Source organism: Nostoc sp. EspVER01 (assembly GCF_034530635.1).
Classification (GTDB): Bacteria; Cyanobacteriota; Cyanobacteriia; order Cyanobacteriales; family Nostocaceae; genus Nostoc.
Genome location: NZ_JAVRCS010000010.1, coordinates 106139 through 125968 on the forward strand (window position 1 = coordinate 106139; position 19830 = coordinate 125968).

18 protein-coding genes and 1 pseudogene are annotated in these 19830 nt (G+C 41.4%); 13 read left to right on the forward strand and 6 right to left on the reverse strand.

Annotation, left to right across the window (positions count from 1 at the left end):
- Positions 1-21: 21 nt before the first annotated feature.
- Both RMX69_RS11320 and RMX69_RS11325 read right to left on the reverse strand, forming a co-directional pair.
- Positions 22-699: a response regulator transcription factor gene (locus RMX69_RS11320; RefSeq protein WP_012407592.1), complete on the reverse strand. Its 678-nt coding sequence runs from the start codon at positions 697-699 to the stop codon at positions 22-24.
- A 421-nt stretch (positions 700-1120) separates the two neighbouring features.
- Entirely contained in the window at positions 1121-1279 is a 159-nt protein-coding gene (locus RMX69_RS11325; RefSeq protein ID WP_289796905.1) for a hypothetical protein, read from the reverse strand.
- 502 nt (positions 1280-1781) lie between these two features.
- Between RMX69_RS11325 and groES the strand changes: the two genes are divergently transcribed.
- The 10 genes and pseudogenes from groES (at position 1782) to RMX69_RS11375 (ending at position 9744) form a co-directional block, all read left to right on the forward strand.
- Entirely contained in the window at positions 1782-2093 is a 312-nt protein-coding gene (groES, locus tag RMX69_RS11330) for a co-chaperone GroES (protein WP_094348596.1), read from the forward strand.
- 107 nt (positions 2094-2200) lie between these two features.
- Entirely contained in the window at positions 2201-3835 is a 1635-nt protein-coding gene (gene groL / locus RMX69_RS11335; RefSeq protein WP_012407589.1) for a chaperonin GroEL, read from the forward strand.
- Between the two features lie 277 nt (positions 3836-4112).
- A pseudogene (locus RMX69_RS11340) lies at positions 4113-4421 on the forward strand (IS4 family transposase); the annotation flags it as partial.
- A 265-nt stretch (positions 4422-4686) separates the two neighbouring features.
- Positions 4687-5526 (forward strand): urease accessory protein UreD, encoded by an 840-nt coding sequence (locus RMX69_RS11345; RefSeq protein WP_289796909.1) that lies wholly within the window; start codon positions 4687-4689, stop codon positions 5524-5526.
- 25 nt (positions 5527-5551) lie between these two features.
- A complete protein-coding gene (gene ureA, locus RMX69_RS11350) occupies positions 5552-5854 on the forward strand; it encodes an urease subunit gamma (protein ID WP_289796910.1) in 303 nt (100 codons plus the stop codon).
- Between the two features lie 21 nt (positions 5855-5875).
- Positions 5876-6181, forward strand: coding sequence for an urease subunit beta (locus RMX69_RS11355; protein ID WP_322637521.1), 306 nt, complete (start codon positions 5876-5878; stop codon positions 6179-6181).
- An 8-nt stretch (positions 6182-6189) separates the two neighbouring features.
- On the forward strand, positions 6190-6726 hold the full coding sequence (locus RMX69_RS11360; protein WP_322637522.1) for a DUF1349 domain-containing protein: 537 nt from the start codon (positions 6190-6192) through the stop codon (positions 6724-6726).
- A 9-nt stretch (positions 6727-6735) separates the two neighbouring features.
- Complete coding sequence (ureC, locus tag RMX69_RS11365; protein WP_322637523.1) at positions 6736-8451, forward strand: urease subunit alpha; 1716 nt, start codon at positions 6736-6738, stop codon at positions 8449-8451.
- Between the two features lie 3 nt (positions 8452-8454).
- Positions 8455-9408, forward strand: a complete 954-nt coding sequence (locus tag RMX69_RS11370; RefSeq protein WP_322637524.1) for a transposase — start codon at positions 8455-8457, stop codon at positions 9406-9408.
- Between the two features lie 150 nt (positions 9409-9558).
- Positions 9559-9744: a hypothetical protein gene (locus RMX69_RS11375; RefSeq protein ID WP_322637525.1), complete on the forward strand. Its 186-nt coding sequence runs from the start codon at positions 9559-9561 to the stop codon at positions 9742-9744.
- Positions 9745-10097: 353 nt separating this feature from the next.
- On the opposite strand, the gene RMX69_RS11380 is transcribed toward RMX69_RS11375, so the two are convergent.
- On the reverse strand, positions 10098-12380 hold the full coding sequence (locus RMX69_RS11380) for an NACHT domain-containing NTPase (RefSeq protein ID WP_322637526.1): 2283 nt from the start codon (positions 12378-12380) through the stop codon (positions 10098-10100).
- Between the two features lie 665 nt (positions 12381-13045).
- On the opposite strand from RMX69_RS11380, the gene RMX69_RS11385 reads away from it, so the two are divergent.
- On the forward strand, positions 13046-14185 hold the full coding sequence (locus RMX69_RS11385) for a hybrid sensor histidine kinase/response regulator (RefSeq protein WP_322637527.1): 1140 nt from the start codon (positions 13046-13048) through the stop codon (positions 14183-14185).
- 176 nt (positions 14186-14361) lie between these two features.
- Positions 14362-15744 carry an aldehyde dehydrogenase gene (locus RMX69_RS11390; protein ID WP_322637528.1) on the forward strand — a complete coding sequence of 461 codons (1383 nt, stop codon included), beginning with the start codon at positions 14362-14364 and terminating at the stop codon, positions 15742-15744.
- 88 nt (positions 15745-15832) lie between these two features.
- Here RMX69_RS11390 and RMX69_RS11395 read toward each other — a convergent pair whose 3' ends face one another.
- The 3 genes from RMX69_RS11395 to RMX69_RS11405 form a co-directional block, all read right to left on the reverse strand.
- Entirely contained in the window at positions 15833-16438 is a 606-nt protein-coding gene (locus RMX69_RS11395; protein WP_322637529.1) for a sulfite oxidase-like oxidoreductase, read from the reverse strand.
- 484 nt (positions 16439-16922) lie between these two features.
- On the reverse strand, positions 16923-17096 hold the full coding sequence (gene rpmF / locus RMX69_RS11400) for a 50S ribosomal protein L32 (protein WP_012407602.1): 174 nt from the start codon (positions 17094-17096) through the stop codon (positions 16923-16925).
- A gap of 146 nt (positions 17097-17242) precedes the next feature.
- Entirely contained in the window at positions 17243-17734 is a 492-nt protein-coding gene (locus RMX69_RS11405) for a hypothetical protein (RefSeq protein WP_289796919.1), read from the reverse strand.
- A gap of 202 nt (positions 17735-17936) precedes the next feature.
- Between RMX69_RS11405 and RMX69_RS11410 the strand changes: the two genes are divergently transcribed.
- Positions 17937-19802, forward strand: a complete 1866-nt coding sequence (locus RMX69_RS11410) for a caspase family protein (RefSeq protein ID WP_322637530.1) — start codon at positions 17937-17939, stop codon at positions 19800-19802.
- The last annotated feature ends 28 nt before the right edge of the window (positions 19803-19830 follow it).

Here is a 19830-nt window from a genome sequence, read left to right on the forward strand (position 1 = left end):
ACTCTTAACTCTTAACTTTGTTTAAGCCATTTGATTTTCAATCGCCCACCGCGCTAGTTCAGTGCGGTTATGGAGATTGGTTTTGCCCAACATATTGGACACATGACTTTCAACCGTGCGCTGACTAACATTTAGTTCTTCAGCAATTTCCCGGTTAGCTAAACCCCTAGCGACGAACTGGACTACTTTCAGTTCGGTTGGGGTTAATTGCACATCGAAGGGAACCTGGATACGGGAACCGTTTTCGCCTCCTTTAGCTTGGTGTTCTTTCCAACGGATAGTTTGTTTCAGCGAGGATTCAACTTGCGCTACGAGTTCTTCTGGTTCAAAGGGTTTGACCATATAAACATCAGCACCTTTATTCAGACCCTTAACTCGGTCTGCACTTTGTCCCTTAGCTGAAAGGAAAAGAACCGGAATCCAGCTGGTGCGTTCGTTTTGCCGGACTTGTTCCACAAAAGTATATCCGTCCATTTCCGGCATCATCACATCGCAGATGATCATGTCTGGAACATCTTGCTCTAAAATTTCCAGAGCTTCACGTCCATTTTCAGCGGTGATGACTTCATATCCCCGGAATTCTAAGTAATCCTTCACCAGCAAGATGAGGTTAGGGTCATCATCAATCAATAGAAGTCGTTTGTGATCTTTCATGCTGGGCTCTTTCATAGCAGTGGCACTTGTCGCGCTTCGGTCCATCAAAGTCTTGAATATTTATCCTCTATGGTGGGTTATTCGAGATGTTGTCCTTTTTCCTACTTAACTTGCCTTTGCTGTCTCGAAGTCTCAAAAATGCCGAGCACTTTCAATAGACTAGTAGCTCGATAGCAAAAGTCCAGCAAGGATACGTATAGCAGTAGTATCTATAATGCGCTATTATATATCGCTTTGAAAGGGGCGGGGTAAAAAACACTGATTAAATAATAATCTTTCGGACTCACAAGTAAGTATTGGCTTAAAGATAACCCTACCTCAAAACCAACCCGCACTTTCTTAAAGCTTACTGCTATACCATATCCTTTAGTTGTTAAGCCTCTATGAGGTGTTCACAAGAAACTAGGGAAGTTTCTGGCAAAAGATGGATTGAAAACGCATATTCTTCTACCACCTTATTGCCTATTCAGTGTTCTCGGATAATCCGCAGGGTAACTTCCGGGTTTGCTTGGCGATACCAGACACCATCAGGGTAAACCACCATTATCGATCTAGAACAAGAAACACGCAAGCAATTGGCTTTAGTTTTGATAGACGCAAATAGAATAACTTTAGTGCGGCTCATTGAGTTTTAAATCTTTAAGTCGCTTTTTTAAGTAATCCCAGAATTCCAGACTAGCTCCTTTTGGGCAGCAATTGCCTGGTCAGCGCAAATAAAAATGTATTGCTGAATTTTTGCAAGTCCTAAGCTTTCTACACAATTACTCAGGGTCTTATGTTCCAGAGACTTAGTAGTTTTGGGGATTTGATGGCTGGACTGGCTCGCTGTCACTGTATTGTTACTTATCGAGTGGCTCCCTGATTACAGTTCTATAAAAATTTGCAAGCTTTGCAAATAAAGTTGACTGGGGAGTGGAGAAGAATTCTCATACCTCCCTACTCCCTACTCTCTTCGTAACTTACAGAACAAAACCCGCAAAGTAGAAATAATTAAGCATTTATACTTAAGTACATCTATGACCCTCTAGTTCGGGAACCCGTACTCAAGGCATTCTTGCCATTAGACGCCACTTTTCGGTAAATTAGCACTCAGGAGTTGAGAGTGCTAAACTCTGGAGAAAATAATTATGGCAGCTTTATCTCTAAGCGTTTCTACAGTTAAACCTTTGGGCGATCGCGTTTTCGTAAAAGTGAGCGCCTCTGAGGAAAAGACCGCAGGTGGTCTGTATTTGCCCGATACCGCCAAGGAAAAGCCCCAAGTAGGGGAAGTAGTGGCCCTTGGTCCTGGCAAGCGTAATGACGATGGAAACCGTCAGGAATTGGAAATTAAAGTCGGCGATAAGGTGCTGTACTCTAAGTACGCTGGCACTGACATCAAGCTCGGCACCGAAGAATATGTACTGCTTTCTGAAAAAGATATTTTAGCAGTTGTTATCTAGTGGGGAGCGGGGAATAAGCAATAGGGAACGTCAAAGACAATGCCCGATGCCCAATACCCAATACCCAATTCAAAAAAAATTGACTTACTCCCGGAATTTAGACACCTATGGCAAAGCGCATTATCTACAACGAAAACGCCCGTCGCGCCTTGGAACGAGGCATTGACATCCTGGCTGAGGCTGTAGCTGTTACCCTTGGCCCCAAAGGTCGTAACGTAGTCCTAGAAAAGAAATTTGGCGCACCGCAAATTGTTAATGACGGTGTAACGATCGCCAAAGAAATCGAATTAGAAGACCACATTGAAAACACTGGCGTAGCTCTGATTCGTCAAGCTGCTTCTAAGACCAATGATGCTGCGGGTGATGGTACTACCACTGCTACCGTTTTAGCTCATGCGATCGTCAAAGAAGGCTTGCGGAACGTTGCAGCTGGTGCTAATGCAATTTCCCTGAAGCGTGGTATTGACAAAGCTACTGCCTTTTTGGTAGACAAAATCAAAGAACACGCCCGTCCAGTGGAAGATTCCAAAGCCATTGCCCAAGTTGGTGCGATCTCGGCTGGTAATGACGAAGAAGTTGGTCAAATGATTGCCCAAGCAATGGACAAGGTGGGCAAGGAAGGCGTAATTTCCCTAGAAGAAGGGAAATCTATGTTCACCGAGTTGGAAATCACTGAAGGGATGCGCTTTGACAAAGGCTACATCTCTCCTTATTTCGCTACCGACCCTGAGCGGATGGAAGCGGTTTTTGATGAGCCTTTCATCCTGCTGACCGATAAGAAAATCGCTTTGGTACAAGACCTTGTACCAGTGTTAGAGCAAGTAGCTCGTGCTGGTCGCCCTTTGGTGATTATCGCCGAAGATATTGAAAAAGAAGCTTTGGCAACCTTGGTAGTAAACCGTTTGCGCGGTGTACTCAACGTGGCTGCTGTTAAGGCTCCTGGCTTTGGCGATCGCCGCAAAGCACTACTAGAAGACATCGCTGTTTTAACTGGTGGTCAACTAATTACCGAAGATGCTGGTTTGAAGCTAGATAACACCAAGCTGGATAGCCTGGGTAAAGCTCGCCGGATCACCATTACCAAGGACAGCACTACAATTGTTGCCGAAGGTAACGAAGCTGCTGTTAAGGCTCGTGTCGAACAGATTCGTCGTCAAATTGATGAAACCGAATCTTCTTACGACAAAGAGAAATTACAAGAGCGTCTTGCTAAACTCTCCGGTGGTGTTGCTGTAGTGAAAGTTGGTGCAGCGACCGAAACCGAAATGAAAGACAAGAAGCTGCGCCTAGAAGACGCTATCAACGCCACCAAAGCTGCTGTGGAAGAAGGTATCGTTCCCGGCGGTGGTACAACTCTGGCTCACCTTGCTCCTGAATTGGAAGTTTGGGCAAAGAGCAATCTTAAAGATGAAGAGTTGATTGGTGCGTTAATTGTCGTTCGCGCCTTACCTGCACCTCTGAAGCGGATTGCTGAAAACGCCGGTCAGAATGGTGCTGTGATCGCTGAACGCGTCAAAGAGAAAGAATTCAACGTTGGCTACAACGCTGCAACAAACGAATTCGTCGATTTGTTAGCTGCTGGTATTGTTGATCCTGCGAAAGTGACTCGTTCTGCTCTGCAAAACGCTGCTTCCATCGCTGGCATGGTGTTGACAACCGAATGTATTATAGTTGACAAACCTGAGCCTAAAGATGGCGCTCCTGCTGGCGCTGGTGCTGGTGGCGGTGACTTCGATTACTAATAGTTTGTAGTTACATAAGTTGAAAAATAGCTGCTTCCCTTGTGGAGGCGGCTATTTTTTGTGTCAAAAGAAGAGGAAGAGGGTGAGTTACGACAACGCTTGTAAATATTTAGCTGAACAAGTACCCAGCCGAGTTTGTGCGTTGGTTACTTGGGGTAGAGGTGCAACAAATTGAAGTCTTAAAAACGCAGAAGTGTTGAATATTAAGAAAAATCCTATAAAAATAACCCAAAATATGGTAATTTTGGGCGAAGGCTTAAAATATATTAGTTTGATTATAATTATAAATTCATTTACCAAAATTGTCAAAGATATCCTGAAAAGCCTACCAAAAAAACGATTATCCAGTATTAAATAGTCGTCTATTCTTTGAGTGCTGGCTGCTTCTTTTGCTCTGGATAACAGTTTAACAAGTATGCGAGATTTATTTCCAAGATTAAATAACACCGGATTTAAAGTAGATATTTCTACCTTTTCCAAAACCAGTTCTCACCACGCACAAAAACCCTTTCAAGAAATTTATCAGAAATTGAATGAGTTAGTACAGAAGAAAATTCATAAAAAATTACACAATAAATATTCAATATTTCTGGGTATAGATATCTAACCTCAACAGGTTCAAGAACATCTTTGCCCGGTGCTGAATTTGCTAAGTTTGCTCAAGAGAAATTACCAAAAAAGCTGTATATGAGTCCAATACTGCAACAGTATTTTGGTCAGAAGCATCAGTCAAGCTATACATTAGATGATTATGTAATATTGGCGAAAAAATCATGATAAATTGCAAGTAAAGTACCAAAGAATGCATTAAATCAATATAAGATATCTGAACTTTAATCTTGAATTTATAAATGACCTGCAATTCACAAATAGCAGAAGGTTGGCATGGCAAACTTAATTTAGTCTATACCGATCGCCAGGGTAAAACCCAATTAATTTACAATCACCAACAAGCACCCCTGAAGGTACAACGCCCATTTTACCCAGAAGGTGAAAAAGTTTGTCATAGCGTAATTTTACACACGGCTGGGGGAATGGTAGGAGGCGATCGCTTATCCTCTAATATTCACCTCCAACCCCAAGCCCAAACCTTAATCACCACGGCGGCTGCAAGCAAAATATACCGCAGTAATGGCTTACAAGCTAGACAAACCATACAGATGCAGGTTGACGCTGATGCTTGTTTAGAATGGTTGCCGCAAGAGACAATTTTATTTAACGACGCGATTTATCGGCAAGATTTACGGGTAGAATTAGCAACCGGGGCTAGCTTCTTAGGCTGGGAAATTACCCGATTTGGTCGCAGTGCTAGAGGAGAGAAATTCTTGCAAGGAGAATGGCGATCGCACACGGAAATTTGGCAGCAAGGTGTTCCTTTATGGATTGATCGCCAATACTTACCGGGTAGCGAAGACATTTTCCACAGTCCCCACGCTTTGGCTGGAAAACCAATCGTAGGTAGTCTAGTTTGGGTTGGTAGTGCCGTTTCAGCAGAAATTGTCGAAAAAACGCGAAATTTATGGAATGGGGTAGGAGAAGCGGGTGTTAGCCGATTACAACATGGATTATTGTGTCGATATCGCGGTGCTTCTACATCTGAGGTGAGAAACTGGTTTATTGATGTTTGGCAATTGCTGCGAATTTCTTTTTTGAATCGTGGTAATTGTATACCAAGAGTATGGCAGGTTTGAGCTAATCAGCGAGGAGGAAGTACGAATGCAACTTACGCCGCAGGAAAAAGATAAGCTATTAATTTTTACTGCTGCTTTATTAGCAGAAAGGCGAAAAGGAAGGGGTTTAAAACTGAATTATCCCGAAGCGATCGCTTATATTTCTGCTGCCATTTTAGAAGGTGCAAGAGATGGGCAAAGTGTAGCTGAATTGATGAGTTATGGTACAACTCTCTTAACGCGGGATGATGTCATGGAAGGAATACCTGAAATGGTGCATGATGTACAGGTAGAAGCAACTTTTCCTGATGGCACAAAGTTAGTAACAGTACATAATCCAATTCGTTAATTTTTTAGTTTTTAATTTATTATGATTCCTGGGGAAATTATCACACCAGCAGGTGAAATTGAACTAAATGTTGGTCGTCCAACTATAAAATTGCTAGTGTCAAATACAGGCGATCGCCCGATACAAGTTGGTTCACATTATCACTTTTATGAAGTCAACACCGCCTTAAACTTTGACAGAGAACAAGCGCGAGGAATGCGCCTCGATATCCCCGCAGGAACCGCAGTCCGCTTTGAACCAGGCGACGAAAAAGAAATAACTCTAGTCCCCTTAGTTGGTACTCGCCAAGTCTACGGTTTCAATGCCAAAATTAACGGTTCTCTGTAGCTATGAAAATGGAATGGTACAATGAACCGCCTGTTTGGGAAGTGAAAGATGAAGCGATCGCTATCACTTCCGGCGCAAAAACAGATTTCTGGCGGGAAACTCACTACGGTTTTATTAGAGATAATGGTCACTTTTTTTATCAAAAGATTCAAGGTGACTTTATTGCTGAAGTGAAAATCAGCGGACAATATCAGGATTTATACGATCAAGCGGGCTTGATGGTACGTTTAGATGATTTGAATTGGTTGAAATGTGGTATTGAATTTGTCAATGGTGTGCAACAAGTTAGCGCAGTAGTAACACGCAATTTTTCAGATTGGTCTGTTATTCCAATGCCGCAAAATCCATCTGCAATTTGGGTGCGTGTAACTCGATGCGGCACAGCAATAGAGGTGGAATACTCTTTGAATGGAACTGAATATACAATGCTGCGGCTCGCTTATTTGACTCCAGCGGAAACAGTAAGTGTAGGTGTGATGTGTGCCTCACCTGAAGGGAATGGTTTCCAGATGAGGTTTGAAAAATTCCAAATTCGCAGTTTGTGAGGAACAGTTATGAGTTACAGAATGGATCGCCGCGCTTATGCCGAAACTTACGGGCCAACAGTAGGCGATCGCATCCGACTTGCAGATACAGAATTATTTATTGAAGTTGAACAAGATTTCACCACCTACGGCGATGAAGTAAAATTTGGCGGCGGTAAAGTCATCAGAGATGGTATGGGACAATCCCCAATTTCTAACGCCGATGGTGCTGTAGATTTAGTAATTACCAATGCCTTAATTCTCGATTGGTGGGGTATTGTCAAAGCAGATATCGGCATTAAAGATGGCAATATTTTCAAAATTGGTAAAGCCGGAAATCCTTATATTCAAGACAATGTAGATATTATTATTGGCCCCGGAACTGAAGCTTTAGCCGGTGAAGGAATGATTCTCACTGCTGGCGGTATTGATGCCCATATTCATTTTATTTGTCCCCAACAAATTGAAGTGGCGATCGCTTCCGGGATTACCACCATGCTCGGCGGCGGTACTGGCCCAGCTACAGGTACAAATGCCACTACCTGCACCCCCGGCCCTTGGAATATTTACCGGATGCTGCAAGCTGCTGATGCTTTTCCCGTCAACTTAGGATTTATGGGCAAAGGTAACGCCAGCAAACCCCAAGGACTTGTAGAACAAGTAAATGCTGGTGCAATGGGGTTAAAACTTCATGAAGACTGGGGAACTACACCCGCAGCAATTGATACTTGCCTCAGTGTTGCCGATGAATATGATGTGCAAGTAGCGATTCATACTGATACCCTGAACGAAGCCGGATTTGTCGAAGATACGATCGCTGCTTTCAAGAATCGTGTCATTCACACCTACCACACCGAAGGCGCAGGTGGTGGACACGCGCCAGATATCATCAAGGTTTGCAGCCAAGCCAACGTTTTGCCATCTTCCACTAATCCCACACGCCCTTACACCCTCAACACCTTAGACGAACACCTGGATATGTTGATGGTATGCCATCACCTCGATCCTGCGATCGCTGAAGATGTCGCTTTTGCCGAATCTCGCATCCGCCGAGAAACCATTGCCGCCGAAGACATTTTGCACGACTTAGGCGCATTTAGCATGATTTCTTCCGACTCCCAGGCGATGGGAAGAGTGGGCGAAGTAATAATTCGCACCTGGCAGACATCTCACAAAATGAAGGTGCAACGGGGAACTCTTAACCCACAAGGAACTGAGCAAAAAGCAGACAATTTTCGTGCAAAAAGATATGTTGCTAAGTATACAATTAACCCTGCGATCGCTCACGGAATTGCTCAATATGTGGGTTCAGTGGAAGAGGGAAAATTAGCAGATTTATGTTTGTGGCGTCCTGCGTTTTTTGGCGTGAAGCCAGAGATAGTGATTAAAGGCGGAATGATTGCATGGGCGCAAATGGGTGATGCTAACGCCAGTATTCCCACACCGCAACCAGTTTATATGCGATCGATGTTTGGTAGTTTTGCAGGGGCGCGTCATGCTACATCATTAACTTTCGTTTCCCAAGCAGCTTTAGAAAAAGAAATTCCCAGCCAGCTAGGTTTACAAAAGTCAGCAGTTGCCGTTTCTGGAACACGCCAATTGAGTAAGCGGGATATGAAGCTGAATGATGCACTACCTCACATTAAAGTAGATCCAGAAACATACCAAGTCAGGGCTGATGGAGAGTTGCTGATTTGTGAACCTGCGACAGTTTTACCAATGGCACAGAGGTACTTTTTGTTTTAATTCATGACCGAGCAACTTACTGATTACGATAGTCCTTGGAAAGAAGTCATTGAGCTATATTTTCCCCGCTTTCTGGAATTCTTTTTCACCCAAGCTTATGCCGAAATTGACTGGACGCGACCTTATGAATTTCTGGACACAGAACTGCAACAGCTAGAACCGGATGCAGAAATTGGACGGCGTTTGGTCGATAAAGTCGCAAAAGTTTGGCTACTAGATGGAGAGGAAGCTTGGGTATTGGTTCATGTGGAAGTCCAAGGGCAATATGACAGCCAATTTGCCGAACGGATGTACACATATAATTATCGCTTGTTTGACCGCCATAAAAAGCGAGTCATTAGTTTAGCAGTTTTAGCAGATGAACAAGCGAATTGGCGACCTTCCAGCTACAGCTATCAACTGGGCGGATGTCGCGTCAGCTTAGAGTTTCCTGTGGCGAAACTGTTGGACTATGAGCAAGGGTGGGAAACCCTAGAGCAAACCATCAACCCCTTTGGTGTAATTGTGATGGCGCATCTCAAGACCAAGGCAACCCAACGAAACCCAGAAAATCGGCTACAGTGGAAACTAAGCCTAGTCAGACGGCTGTATGAACGGGGATATAGCCGGGAAGATATTCGGGAGTTATTTCGGTTTATCGACTGGATAATGGTTTTGCCAAAAGAGTTGGCGCTTAATTTTAAAACAGAAGTAAGAAGTTACGAGGAGGCAGATAGAATGCGGTACGTAACTAGTATTGAAAGGCTAGCAAAAGAAGAAGGAATTGTTGAAACTGCTAGAGAAAGCATCATTACAGTTCTAGAAACGCGGTTTGGAGAAGTGCCAAGCTCTATTGTCGAAGTTATCAATAAGATAGAAGAACCATCTGTGCTAAAAATGCTTCATAAAAGTGCGATCGCAATTACTTCCACAGCAGAATTTCAGCAAATTTTAGATAGTCTCTCCTCTGGGAAATAAGCGTAGGCATTGAGCGGTTGATTACCAAATATACCTCTTAAAGATGAGAGTAAAGTTGCCTTCATCAATTTTCTGTCTTCGAGTTACGATCAATATAGTAAAACGTTGTATCTGATATACAAAATCATGTTACCTTTTAAGAAAAAAATTGTGACTGATGAAGCCATGCGTCCGGTAGCAGTATTAATTGATTATCAGGACTGGCAGCAAATTGAGAAGATATTAGAAGCTCATCAATCACAAAAAAAACAAGAGTTTAATTTAAACCAGTATGCGGGTGTAATTCAACTAACTCAAGACCCTTTGGAATATCAGCAGCAAATTAGGGATGAGTAGTGTTGACACAACCTTTGATTTTTTTATATACAAATGTAGTCTTGTATTTTTTGGGTGGTCGCTTGGTCAATCCACTACCATCAGGACAATATTTTATTTCAGTGATTACTGAGATTGAATTGCTCTCTTATCCGAGTCTCAGTTTATAAGAAGAAAGACAAATTATTGATTTTTTTAATAAAATTACAATCATTGGTATTGATAGTAATATTAAAAATGGCTCTCCTAGACTAGTTATAGAAAATTAATACTTGATATCAGGTTAAGTCCTTACATAGTAGGGGATTCAAGAATCAGAAATCATATTTTTATTAAATCTTTAGAAAATGTGGAAAAAAGTTTAAAATGCAAAATTAGAAAATCTCTTTGTTATTTTCCGTTTCTAATTTACTTATTGGTAATAGCAAGTTATGCTCAATTTCTTGTCTAATTTTATCGCTAATTTTACAATCGCTGTTTAAGCAGTTAACCAGGAGCTTGTTGCTATTATAATACTGCTGTAGTAGTTTAGCTTGTCTATAACTGAACTGCCAGTTATGACCAATATTACGATGTTCAATCATTAAAGCTATTAACTGCTCAGTCCAGGCTTGACTGTTTTTCTCCCACCATTCTCCAAATCCTTCTAGTTCTTCAAATAGGTTTTCCCATTCTGGTATTGCCTCATTGAGTTTATCTCTTAATAACTGCAATGCTGTCTTGAATTCTGATTGAAAAGAAGAAGCTAAATCTAGAGCATTTATAAGAAAATCATCAATATCAGCTATATTACACCAAGCATCATCCCGAGCAACTAACGCTTGCCCACGAGATGATTTATCAATAGTTTCATCAAGAATATCAGTAGCATCAAGACCTTGAAAAAAAGCGTTAGCTAAGTCATCACTAAGAACAAGAGTATTTGTGAGAGCATGATTGAGTAACCAATCTATCTCTACATCACCTAAAGTATCTTCTGAATCCCATCCAAGAGCATTATCTAAACCAGATAAAGTATTTTCTGAATCCCATTCAAGAGCATTATCTAATTTATTTTGTTCACTATCTAAAGTCATTGTAAAATACAATGCTCTGATAGCTGCTGGCTTGTAAAAAGATTCAAATGAACTAGATTTAAAATCAAGCCATTCTAAAAAATGCTGTATTTTTTCATCTGAAGCAGCTAAATTATCAATTTCCCGCTTCATTAATAATACTAAATTATCTGGATCTTCCATAACTCCAACTGTAAGTAAAAACACCTCCTGCCAGCGTTTTTCATTGATGTGATGCACTAAATTTTTATATGCTAAAGTAGCTACAATCTCTCTAGCACAAAAATACTCTTGAAAAGTCAGATGCGAAAAAGAATAAATTCCTTTTGCTCTTTCTACCAATAACCCATGCTGGGCTTCAATAGATTTCAAAACGTCTTCGCTATCAACTTTCAAAACCTCTGGTTCTAAATTAGTATTCTGTAAATTACTGATAAAATTGGCGATATATGCCTCTACAGTTTTTTGTTTAAAAAAATAGTCTTTCTGTTCAAAGGTAGTAAAAGCAATTTCACTGAGTAAATCTTCTTTACAGGACGAAGATAAATTTTTATAAACTTGATTGCGCTCAATGTTCCGTTTAGCGTCCCATTTCTTAAGCAATATATCCAACCCTTCTTTATAAAGTTCTGAACGGTTTTCTGGAAAATCTTCGTTTTCCTCAAATACCAGACACATCAAGGTTAGCAATAGTGGATTAGTTGCCAGTTCAAAAATTCGTTTGTTAGCTTGTAGTTTTTCAATAAATCTTTCAGCTTTCACTTGGCAGTTTAAGCAGAACCAGTTGTGAGCAAAAATAGTAATCTGTTCTTTGTCAAAATCTGCTACTTCCACTTCAGTAAACTGTTCAAAGGTGTATTCTTTGGCAGCTATCCGACAGGTTATAACAAATTGATTGGTGTGGAACTGTTCTGAAATCTTCCGAGTTTGCCATAAAATACGCTTTGTATCCTCTTCTCTAACTTCATCCAGACCATCTAGTAAAACCAAAAATTTACCCTGTCTCAAAAGTTGCTCGGTTTTCACACTACTATTGTGGATACCACAGATAAATAATTGTTGAGTTATGTACTGGAAAATATCTAGTTGTTTAGGGTCTTGTGCAAAGTCTTTGAGGATGATGAATACGGGAACTCGGTTTGTCAAAAACTGCCCTTCGATACAGTGCATCGCCAAATACTTCAAAAATGTAGTCTTTCCTGCGCCCGGTTTACCTAAAACCATTAGTTTATTGTGATGCTGCACTGCTTTTAGCCCTGGCACGCGCTTCTCACTGGGTTCATGAAGTCCAAAATGATCAAAGTCTTCCCGATCAAACTTTTGCAGCAGTTGCCCAATTTTCACTCGCCTGCGTTTTGTGGTTTTCTCCAGAATGTTGACGTTAGTATAGATGCCTCGCTCTCCAGTTAACTCAATAGGCTGATCCATATCCAGCACACGCATCGTTCCACACTTTTCTTTGATGCTGGGTTTAATCTTTTCCCGGATTTCTTGAACTAGAGCATCAATATCATCCTCTGCAATGTCAGCAGTTGAGCCACCAGAAGGTTTCTGCTGGGAATATCGCTTTTCAAGATACTCTCGCAAGCGGCTTTCTTTCACAGGCCCACTGCCGCAAATACTGAACTTTTTGTAAACCCCCGTTAGAAAACTGTTGAGATTGCTGTTAGAGATGTTAAGCGCTTGTGTAACTTGAACTCGACTCTTGCCACTACTGAAGATTTCTAAAAAGACTGCCTTTTCTCGGTTTGACAATTCGCTGTATTGCTCTAGTTGTGTTAGGAAGTCTCTTGGTAACGACATATACCTAGTGTGAAATCGCCTTAAAGTTCAGTCTAGCTTGCGTTTGCAGAAATTGGCGGCTAATCAAGATATGTCAAGACAAGTCAATGTAAGTCACTACAAGTCAAATAAATAACTACAAAACAAAATTGCGACATTGAACTCAGTCAAGCATCTGAGGCGATCGCAATGTTAGAAATATTAATTACTCTGATTCTCAAGAAATCTATTGAAGTTATCCTAGTGCTATTGCTGAAAAAAATCTGGGCATGGCTGCTGAGGGATGAAAGCTTTCAATGTCTCAACCACTTTCTGAAAATGCAGATTTTTATACTCTATCTTGATTGGATTTTGCTCAAAACATCTCTTAAGTCTCTGCCTGAGCCAACAAAAGAGAACGATTCACACACATATAGCTAGACAAATTGTTACAAATACAGCTAGCCTTATCAAAAATTTACTTTTACCCCGTACCTTGCATCTATATGACTTCACAATCTCCTCGCTCTGACAAAATTCTGGTTGTTGACGACTCTCCTGATAACGTGTTTTTGATCAAAACTATTTTGGAGGAAGAAGGTTACACAGTTAGCACCGCAGAAAATGGTATTTCAGCCTTGGCAGAATTGAAAGCTTCTCCTTGTGACTTGGTTCTGCTGGATCTGATGATGCCAGGTATGGATGGATACGAAGTAACTAAGCACATTCGCGGTGAGATGAAATTGCCGCAATATATCCCTATATTGCTGATTACTGCCCACGATACGCCCAACGTCGCCCACGGTTTAGACTTGGGTGCTGATGATTTTATCCGCAAACCTGTAACAGTAGATGAATTGCTGGCACGAGTGCGATCGCTCTTACGTTTGAAGCATAGTATGGATGAACGTGATGAAATTGCCCGTCAGCGAGAAGATTTTGTCTCCCGCCTCACCCACGATTTACGCACTCCCTTGGTAGCCGCCGATCGCATGTTGATGCTATTTCAACAAGGCGCGTTGGGAACATTATCACCGCAAATGCAGGAAGTAATAGCCATCATGGCCCGTAGCAATATCAATCTGCTTTCTATGGTCAATACCTTATTGGAAGTTTATCGCTTTGAAGCTGGTCGCAAAAGTTTGGCGTTTCAACCAGTTAATCTGAGACAACTGCTAGAAGAAGTGACTGGTGAATTGTCACCTCTAGCCCAAGACAAAGCACTGTCCCTAAATTTGGACTTTACTGAAGAGTCAAATACAGTGATGGGCGATCGCTTAGAACTGCATCGTCTATTCACCAATCTCATAGGGAATGCGATCAAATTTACCAACTCTGGATCTATTACTATTCGTTTTACTTCTCAACGCCAGTTCGACAACAGTAGTCAATCTCAGTTATCTGGAAAATCTAATTCTGGTGACTACATTAGAATTGAGATAGCGGATACTGGCCCAGGTATTCCCACTGAAGAACAAGCCACCATATTTGAACGATTTCGCCAAGGCAGTCACAAAACTTCTGGTAGTGGCTTAGGATTGTACCTTGCTCGTCGAATTGTCGAGGCACATCAAGGCATAATTCTCCTTAATTCTGAGTTGGGTAAAGGTAGTGTGTTTATTGTGCTTCTACCCAGCAAAACATGAAAAAATTAGTAATTATAAATTATGAATTTTAGAATTATTTATCCTGATAATTTCTAATTTATAACCTTACTAGTATTTACTTTTAGCTAAATATTCAAATTAGAAAATAGAACAATAAAAATATGCTTATTTAGCAGCAATCAAATTCAACAAACAGTTTTTTATCGGACAAGCAAATGATTACCACTGAATTATCTAACGTTGGTGAAATTATCCAGAATCAGCGAGAGTTTTTTCAAACGGGCAAAACTAAAGATGTCACTTTTCGCATTGAACAACTTAAAACTCTCAAGCAAGCAATCATTGAGCATGAACAAGCAATAGTTGAGGCATTACAAGCTGATTTACATAAACCAGAAGTAGAGACTTACCTTACAGAAATCAGCGTAGTCAAGGAAATTGATTATGTTATAAAACATCTTCAAAACTGGAGTAAGCCAAAAAAAGCATCTGTTTCTTGGGACTTTTTTTCATACTCAGCAAGAATTTATCCAGAACCATTAGGGGTTGTCTTAATTATTGGCCCTTGGAACTATCCATTTCAGTTAATTATCTCACCATTAATAGGTGCGATCGCAGCCGGAAATTGTGCAATTCTTAAACCTTCAGAAATTGCTTCTCATACATCTGATATTGTTGCTAAGATTATTGCCAAATATTTTGACCCTGCTTATATTGCAGTGGTTGAAGGAGGCGTGGAAGCAAGTCAAAAGCTACTTGCAGAAAAGTTTGACCATATATTTTTTACTGGTGGCACAGCCGTCGGCAAAATCATTATGGCAGCAGCGGCAAAACATCTCACACCAGTGACTTTAGAATTGGGCGGTAAAAGTCCTTGTATCGTAGATACTGACATTAAACTTGAACACACTGTCAGACGAATTACTTGGGGTAAATTTATTAATGCTGGACAAACTTGTATCGCTCCCGACTATCTTTTAGTTAATAAAAAAATCAAAAAAGATTTAATAGATGGTCTGGCAAAATCCTTAAAAGAATTTTATGGCGATAATCCTGTAAACAGTCCTGATTATGCCAGGATTATCAGTGAAAAACACTTTGATAGATTGGTTAATTTTCTCAAAGACGGTGAAGTTATCATTGGTGGAGAAAATCAACCTTCAGAGCGTTATATCGCCCCCACAGTGATTGATCATGTCTCTTTGGAAGATCCTGTAATGCAGGAAGAAATTTTTGGCCCTATTCTACCAATCATTGAATATACTGACATTGCAGAAGCGATCGCTTTGATTAACTCTAGACCCAAGCCCTTGGCGTTATACTTATTTTCTCAAGACAAAAACCTGCAAAAGCGAGTTTTGCAGGAAACTTCCTCTGGTGGAGTCTGCATTAACGACACAGTGATGCAGGTTGGTGTCTCATCTTTACCATTTGGTGGAGTAGGAGATAGCGGTATTGGTCACTATCATGGTAAAGCTAGCTTTGACACCTTTTCCCATAAGAAAAGTGTATTGCAAAACTCCTTCTGGCTAGATTTAAAATGGCGATACGCTCCATATCAGGGCAAATTGCCAATAATCAAGAAACTTTTGGGTTAAAAAAATTTATGAGTTAGGAGTGAGAAATAAAAATCTACAACTCCTAACTCTTGTACAGACGCGATTAATCGCGTCTCTCCTAAAATTCCTAAAACCCAAAAGCGTTGCTGTAACGCTCCTCCGCCCAAGGTTCACCACGGCGATGGTAGCCATTGCGCTCCCAAAAACCAAGTTCTTCACCAGCTAAAAATTCTAAACCATTAATCCACTTAGCACTTTTCCAAGCGTAGAGGTGGGGAACAACTAGCCGCATCGGGCCACCGTGTTCAGTTGAAAGGTCTTCACCAAAAACTTTAAAGGCAAAGAAGTTTTCTTCGCACATGAAATCTTCTACAGAAATATTGGTAGTGTAGCCACCATAGCAGTGTTCCATAATGTAGGCTGCCTTGGGGTCTAACTCAACCAGACCCATAAAATCTGTAACTTTAATGCCAGTCCATTTGACATCGAGTTTAGACCAGCGCGTTACACAGTGGAAGTCTGCTGTGAATTCGTGTTGAGGTAGCGCCATAAAGTCTGACCAACTAAAGGTAGCCGATTTTGCTAAACCCCAAACTTTAAACTCCCATTCCTCAGTGCTGACTTGGGGAGTTGCACCGTAAGTTAATACGGGGAAACCTTTAGCTAAGTGTTGACCAGGAGGAACGCGATCGCTTTCTTCCTTCCCTGGTTTCTGAAAAAATTTTCCTAGCATAGTTGGAGAAAACTTATTTTTCTCAAGGTATTTACAAGTTTCTTTGTGGAGTTGCCAACAGCACCAGATGTTTTACTTTTTATAAGAAGAATTCAGAACTCAGGAGTCAGAATTCAGTATGAGTTCTGTACGAGTGGGTGACGAATATTGCTGAAAAGTGAGTGTTTAGTGGGCGAAAAAAATTAAAATATTCTCGCCTTAAAACTCTATCTTTTTATGGGTAGAGTATTCTGAATTCTGAATTCTGACTCCTATTTTATAGGATGACTTAATCATTACTTGTGAATGATAGGTAATGGGTAATGGATGTTCCCAATTACTCACTACCAATTTTTTTGTTCTAATGAGCTTATGTAGAGTGTTTATGATTCATAATTCAATCAGGAAAGCTAAGAAAAAGCATTTATCCAGTAGTGAGAAGTTTCATTGGCAAAGTCACCAATCAAATCTATCGGTGCTGTTCATGCTTTTCCTGACTGGGAAATTATGATTCTTCTTCCTCTTCTTCAGCAGTTGGATATACAAATGTCGAACGTCCAGTCAAAATCGACTTGCCCAGAGAGAGGGCTTTCTGAGCTTCAACGACAGCTTTGTGTCTCCAGGTAGCTCGACGTTTATCTCGTTTTGATTTTGAAGTTTTCTTCTTAGGAACAGCCATGTCAGCAGATATCGCGATTCTTGACAACCTTCTTATTCTAGGCCATCCACTGACGCCAAAGACAACAGTTGAGTCAGGAATAAGTTAAGAAGTTCCAAATCAAGGAACCTTGGCTTGGAACTTCTCTCTGTATCTAGCCCAATCCGTCATTTTGGGGTTGACACACTACTAGCTGCTGGAACTGAATTAGAGGTATTTTCAAAGAAAAGTAGCGATCGCGCAGTTTTAAAGTAAGTTGCCCAATTTTGAGCATCAGGACGCGATCGCCATTGAGGACGACTGACATCTAATGTCAGGACTGGTGCGATCGCTCCATAATTTTGTACTGACACAATGATGGAAACATCTGTCACCAAGATATCTTGGTCGAAGCTCCTTTGAGCAGCTGCCCTAGCGACCGCTTCCGCTCTTCTGAGAACGGTTTCATAGTTTTCTTCCGGCAGACGGTCAATAGCTAGATCGACTCTAGCGGTGTAAGCTCGCACAACCTGGGGTGCGATCGCTTCCATCAAAAACCACGCAGGAACAGTAGATATGAGCAAAACTACTAAAGGAATTATCCGGATTCTTCTGGCAATTTGGCTAATAACTGAAAAGGGAGCGAGCGATGATGGTAGGTGAGCAGAAATTTTGCTCATGACCTTCTATCTCCTTAGTAATGATCTGTTATTGAAATTAGGTAAAGGTATTTTCCGGCTAATTAACGTAATAAAAATTACATTTTAACTTAAGATTCAATCAGAATCACCTAGACTATAAGACATAGGTTAGCTTTGTTTTTTTAGCAAAGCCAACCGCAATTTTAAGACCAGCAAACAACAATAACTGACAAAGAGCGGGATGGCAAATTACTGGGCGATCGCGATTGGTATCAATCAATATCAGTTATTTCAACCTTTAAGTTGTGCCCAAGCAGATGCTGAGGCACTAGAAGATTTTTTGGTGACAGAGGCAGGTTTTCTCCCCAAGCACTGTCTAGTGATGACAGATACTTCGCCGCCGATTGGGGATAGATCGACTTATCCGACGAAGGAGAATATTTTGCTGCTGCTTGAAGATTTGGCAGCAACAAGTTGGCAACCGGAAGACTATCTGTGGTTATTCTTTAGCGGTTATGGAGTTAATTACAAGGGCAAAGATTACTTAATGCCCGCAGAGGGCAACCCGGAACTGGTGCAAGAGACCGGCATAGAATTGCGATCGCTAATGCAAAGCCTGCAACTTGCCGATCTGAATGTATTGCTACTACTTGATATCAACCGCGCTTTTGGCACTCAAGCGGATGCCCCCGTTGGCGAAGAAACAATAGAACTAGCCCAAGAACTACAACTGGCAACAATTCTTTCTTGCCAACCAGAGCAATTTTCCCATGAGAGTAGCGAACTAGGTCACGGATTCTTTACAGCAGCTTTATTAGAAGCTTTACGTTCTGGTAATGGCAGCAACTTGGCAGATTTAGAAAGCTACCTAAGCCTGATCGTGCCAAAATTATGTCACCATCACTGGCGTCCTATCCAAAATCCTGCCACTATCATCCCATCAAGGCAGCAAGTAATCTTGCCAGAATTGGCAGTGGAAAGCGACTTTCAAGCAGAACCGGTGATTTATCCTGAAGAATCTTTTGCTATTGCCCTTGCAGCTCCTCCCCTCGATGATTCCGCTAGAACTTCAGTAGATCGGGGCAGACGGGGAGAAGTTAGTGTGAACCCCTCCCAACAGGTGAAAGGTAAAAAAGTCCAGGAGTCAGGTAGCAGATTAGTTGCCCAGCCAATGGCGGAAACTTCCTTGGGAGTGAATACTAGAGGAAGATTTATCCCCAATTCCTCTAAAGGTTACGTCTCTCGATTGCCAGCGAATCAGCCAAGCATCCCTTTTTGGAAACAGTTTATCTTGTGGGGCGGAGGCAGCTTGCTGGTAGCAGGTTTAATCGCCGTAGTTTTTCTGCGTAATCAAGAAACTTTTAGAATTAAGCAAATATCAAGTGCATCACCCAATGCTACTGTTAGCGATCGCCAGATTGTCGAAAATTTACCAAGCGATGTCTACGACGGCACTCCACCAGTTAGACTTAGCAACCAATCTAGCGCTCAAATAGCCTCTAGTTCCCAGTCAAAAAAGCGGAATCAAGCAGTATTAGACCTGGCGAAAATGTCGCTCAGACAAACTCAGGCTAGCGATTTGAGCATGGCGATCGCTACAGCCCGAAAAATTAAACCTGGTGAACCACTGTACGAACAAGCTCAAGAGAATATTAAGATTTGGAGCCAGATGATTTTAGATTTAGCAGAAGGTCGTGCTAAACAAAGACAGTATGCCAGCGCTATTGCTGCGGCTCGATTAATCACCAAAGATGAAGCCCCCTACGCCAAAGCACAAGCAGCAATTAACCTGTGGCGGCTAGAGGGCAAGCAGTATGTCAGTAACAAAACTCTTTTAGATGCAGCTAATGCCTTAATTAAGTCTGGACAGGCATCCACCTACAATCGGGCGATCGAAGTTGCCAAGAAAGTACCACCCGGACAACCAGGCTTTGATAGTGCCCAAAAGTCTATCAATAAATGGAGTGAGAAAATTTTAGACCTGGCTAAGAGTCGCGCTGCCGAAGGAGATCGTAGTGCAGCAATTGCAACTGCTGCGTTAGTGCCAGAGGAGACAGGCGCTTACGAAGATGCTCAAGATGCCATTCAAAAATGGCAAAATAAATAGTAAAAAAATAATAAAAAATGGTTAGGAG